At 67.5% G+C, this 4114-nt stretch carries 4 protein-coding genes; 1 reads left to right on the top strand and 3 read right to left on the bottom strand.

Features of this window, described 5'->3' with window-relative positions; translation table 11 throughout:
- Positions 1–187 (bottom strand): hypothetical protein (locus ACLP25_RS19905; protein WP_442470892.1); only part of this gene is annotated, 187 nt, incomplete at its 3' end.
- 128 nt (positions 188–315) lie between these two features.
- Here ACLP25_RS19905 and topA point away from each other — a divergent pair.
- On the top strand, positions 316–3192 hold the full coding sequence (gene topA / locus ACLP25_RS19900; protein ID WP_442470891.1) for a type I DNA topoisomerase: 2877 nt from the start codon (positions 316–318) through the stop codon (positions 3190–3192).
- 57 nt (positions 3193–3249) lie between these two features.
- Here topA and ACLP25_RS19895 read toward each other — a convergent pair whose 3' ends face one another.
- Together ACLP25_RS19895 and ACLP25_RS19890 are read right to left on the bottom strand one after the other, a co-directional pair.
- Complete coding sequence (locus ACLP25_RS19895) at positions 3250–3636, bottom strand: VOC family protein (RefSeq protein ID WP_442470890.1); 387 nt, start codon at positions 3634–3636, stop codon at positions 3250–3252.
- 200 nt (positions 3637–3836) lie between these two features.
- A partial coding sequence (locus ACLP25_RS19890) for a DUF3501 family protein (protein WP_442470889.1) occupies positions 3837–4114 on the bottom strand: 278 nt, incomplete at its 5' end.

Below are 4114 nucleotides of genomic sequence, written 5' to 3'. Positions count from 1 at the left end.
GCCCGAAGCCGGTCGAGCAGCCGGTGATGAGCCAGACGGGTTTGTCGTGAGAAGACTCGGCCATGGCGACCTCGTAAGAAGTCTCTGGGGGGGGGAATGCGCTATTCTGGCATGCCAGCGCCGGGGTGCGCAATCCTGCGGCTTCGAATGTCGCTGCACCACCGTGTTCAAATTCGGCAAAAAACATCCCCGCCTGGGACGATCGGGCGATTCCGCGCCGCCGCCCCGATTTGACACGGCGGCCTCGCCTCTCCATATCCCGCGCCCGACACCGACACGCGGCCCGCTCGGCTGGGGCCCGCCGAAGGACGAAGTATGAAAGTCGTGATCGTCGAATCGCCCGCCAAGGCGAAGACCATCAACAAGTATCTGGGCAAGGATTACGGGGTCTACGCCTCCTATGGTCACGTGCGTGACCTCGCGGCCAAGGACGGCTCGGTCGATCCGGACGACGATTTCGCCATGCGCTGGGAGGTCGACGCCAAGTCCGCCAAAAGGCTCAGTGATATCGGCGTCGCCGTCAAAGACGCCGAGCGGGTGATCCTGGCGACCGACCCCGACCGCGAGGGCGAGGCTATCTCCTGGCACGTCCACGAGATTCTCAAGAACAAGAAACTGCTCAAGGACAAGCGCGTCGACCGGGTGGTGTTCAACGCCGTCACCAAGGATGCGGTGCAGGAAGCGATGCGCCATCCGCGCGAGATCGACGAGGCGCTCGTCGACGCCTATCGGGCGCGCCGCGCGCTCGACTACCTCGTCGGCTTCACCCTCTCGCCGGTGCTGTGGCGCAAGCTCCCCGGCGCGCGCTCGGCCGGCAGAGTCCAGTCCGTCGCCCTGCGTCTCGTGTGCGACCGCGAGGTCGAGATCGAACGCTTCGTGGCGCGCGAATACTGGTCGATCGTCGCTCACCTCAAGACCGAGGCCGGCGCGCCGTTCATGGCCCGCCTCGTCGGCGCGGAAGGCAAGAAGATCAGCCGCCTCGACATCGGTTCGGGCGACGAGGCCAGGGCGTTCGAGGCGGCTCTCGAAAACGCCAGGTTCTCGGTGGCGTCGATCGAATCGAAGCCGGTCAAGCGCCATCCCTACCCGCCCTTCACCACCTCGACCCTGCAGCAGGAAGCCTCGCGCAAGCTCGGCCTCGCTCCCGCTCGCACCATGCAGATCGCCCAGCGGCTTTACGAGGGCGTGGACGTCGGGGACGGGCCGGTCGGCCTCATCACCTACATGCGCACCGATGGCGTCGACCTCGCGCCCGAGGCGGTGACGGCGGCGCGCCGGGTGATCGGCAAGGATTTTGGCGACGCCTACGTCCCCGACGCGCCGCGCAAATACACCGCCAAGGCCAAGAACGCGCAGGAGGCGCACGAGGCGATCCGCCCGACCGACATGACCCGCCGGCCGCGCGATGTCGCCCGCCACCTCGAGCCCGAACAGGCGAAGCTCTACGAGCTAATCTGGACCCGGACGATCGCCTGCCAGATGGAAAGCGCCGAGCTCGAACGCACGACCGTCGATATTCTGGCCGAGGCGGGCGCGCGAAAACTCGACTTCCGCGCAACCGGCCAGGTCATCCGCTTCCCTGGCTTCCTCGCGCTCTATCAGGAAGGCCGCGACGACGAAGAGGACGAGGACTCCGCCCGCCTGCCGCCAATGCGCGACGGCGAGAAGCTCAAGAAAGAGCGGATCGAGGCCTCCCAGCACTTCACCGAGCCGCCGCCGCGCTACACCGAAGCGACGCTGGTCAAGCGGATGGAGGAGCTCGGCATCGGCCGCCCCTCGACCTACGCCTCGACGCTCGCGACCTTACGCGACCGCGACTATGTGCGGCTGGAGAAGAAGCGCCTCATTCCTGAGGACAAGGGCCGGCTGGTCACGGCCTTTCTCGAATCCTTCTTCCCGAAATACGTCGAGTACGACTTCACCGCCGGGCTCGAGGAGCAACTCGACCTGGTGTCGAACCACGAGATGGACTGGAAGGAGCTGCTGCGCGCCTTCTGGAAGGATTTCTCCGGGGCTGTGGACGAGACCAAGGACCTCCGCACCGGACAGATTCTCGACAGCCTCAACGCGCTCCTGGGGCCGCATATCTTTCCCGACCGGGGCGACGGCGTCGATCCGCGCCTCTGCCCGGTCTGCGGCAAGGGGCAATTGTCGCTGAAGCTCGGCAAGTTCGGCGCCTTCATCGGCTGCTCGAACTATCCCGAATGCAAGTTCACCCGCGTGTTGTCGCCGACCGGCGCCGAAAGCGCCGAGGGCGACCGGCCGGGCGTCAGCGTGCTGGGTCAGGATCCGGAGACGGGCGACGAGATCACCCTGCGCAACGGCCGCTTTGGCGAATACGTGCAGCAGGGCGAGGGCGAGAAACCGAAGCGCTCGTCACTGCCGCGCGGCTTGAAGCCGGAAGACGTGACGGTGGAGAAGGCGCTCGCGCTCCTGTCCCTGCCGCGCGAGGTCGCGCGCCATCCGACGAGCGGCGAGCCGATCCTGGCCGGCATCGGCCGCTACGGCTCCTATGTCCAGCACGGCAAGACCTACGCCAATCTCGGACGCGACGACGACGTGCTGGAGATCGGACCCAACCGGGCGATCGACCTCATCGTCGCCAAGGCGAGCGGCGCGGGCGGATCGCGCTTCGGCGGCGGGGCGGGACGCGTGCTCGGCGACCACCCCGACGGGGGTCCGGTCAGCGTCAAGCAGGGCCGCTTCGGCGCCTACGTCAATCACGGCAAGATCAACGCAACGCTGCCGAAGGGGACGGACGCGGCGAGCCTGACGCTCGAGGGGGCGATCGCGCTGCTCAAGGCGAAGGCCGAGGGCGGCGGCTTCTCCGGCCGGCTCGTCGGCGATCATCCGGACGGCGGGCCGGTGACGGTGCGCGACGGCCGCTTCGGCCCGTACGTCAACTGGGGCAAAGTCAACGCGACCATCCCGAAGTCGATCGCGCCGGATGCGATTTCGCTCGGTGAGGCGCTGGAGTTGCTGGCCGAGCGCGAGGGCAAGCCTGCCCCGACCGCGCGCAAGGCGCCGGCGAAAGCCGCCCCGGCCAAGGTCGAAACGAAACCGCCGGCGAAGGCGACCGCCGCAAAGCCGGCGACGACGACCAAAGCCGCGCCCGGCAAGGCGAAGGCGGCGGCGGCGAAGAAGCCGGCGAGCAAAGCGCCCGCCAACAAAGCCGCGGGCGCGAAGAAATAGGGCGTTTTTAGCCACGCGCGACGAGCGCAGTGGCGCGATCAGCGATCGCGCCGACAATCACGCCGGCCTGTGGCAGACGGCCTCGATGTTGTTGCCGTCGGGGTCGAGTACGAAGGAGCCGTAGTAGTTCGCGTGGTAACGCGGCCTCAGGCCCGGCGCGCCGTTGTCCCTTCCGCCGGCGGCGAGCGCCGCCTCATAGAAGGCGTCCACCTCGGCGCGCGTGTCGGCCGCGAAGCAGACGTGCGTCCCGCCCTTCGGCCTGGCGCCGGTTCCGATCCAGAAGAACGGCTTGCCGGAAGCGCCAAAGCCCGCATGGGCGTCGGCCCCCGTCTCTTCTGCAGTGACCGCCATGATGACGGAAAGCCCCAGCGGCTTCAGGGCCGCCTCGTAGAACGCCGTCGAGCGCGCAAAGTCGGCAACTGCAATCCCGATATGGTCGAGCATGGCTCCGCTCCTTGGTTTCCGCAAGCGGCGCCACCTTGACCGTCGCGACCCGATTCGCCCGGAATTTGCGCCGCAAGCAATTGAAAAGATTGAATTCGCGCCCGGATTTGCTTTGGCGTCGGAAACCGCGAACTCACCCGGCGTCCGCCGCGGGAGCAGGGTTCCGCTTCTCGCCGGCCCTACGGATAGACTCGTAACCTTTACTTCAAATCCGCCGCGAGCGACTTGCGCGTGGCGTCGGAGACGGTGATCTCCGCCTTGTAGTACGGATGGTCGATTCCGACCCGGATCGGCGCGCCGGACTTGGCCGCCGCGACCATACCCGGCGTCAGCTCGAAGCGCAGGAAATGCACCGCGGAGGTCTTGCTCCCGGTCGTCCGGTCGAGGTCCTCGTTGGCGAACGGCGCCACCCGGGCGAAATCGGCGACCTGTACATAGGTGCAGGCCTCCACGCCGACGAGCCGGGCGAGTTCGACCT

The sequence above is a fragment of the Roseiarcus sp. genome, assembly GCF_052145395.1.
In the GTDB taxonomy this organism is placed as follows: domain Bacteria; phylum Pseudomonadota; class Alphaproteobacteria; order Rhizobiales; family Beijerinckiaceae; genus Roseiarcus.
Note: the sequence above shows the minus strand (reverse complement) of the source record. Positions and strands in the feature narration are given on the sequence as shown.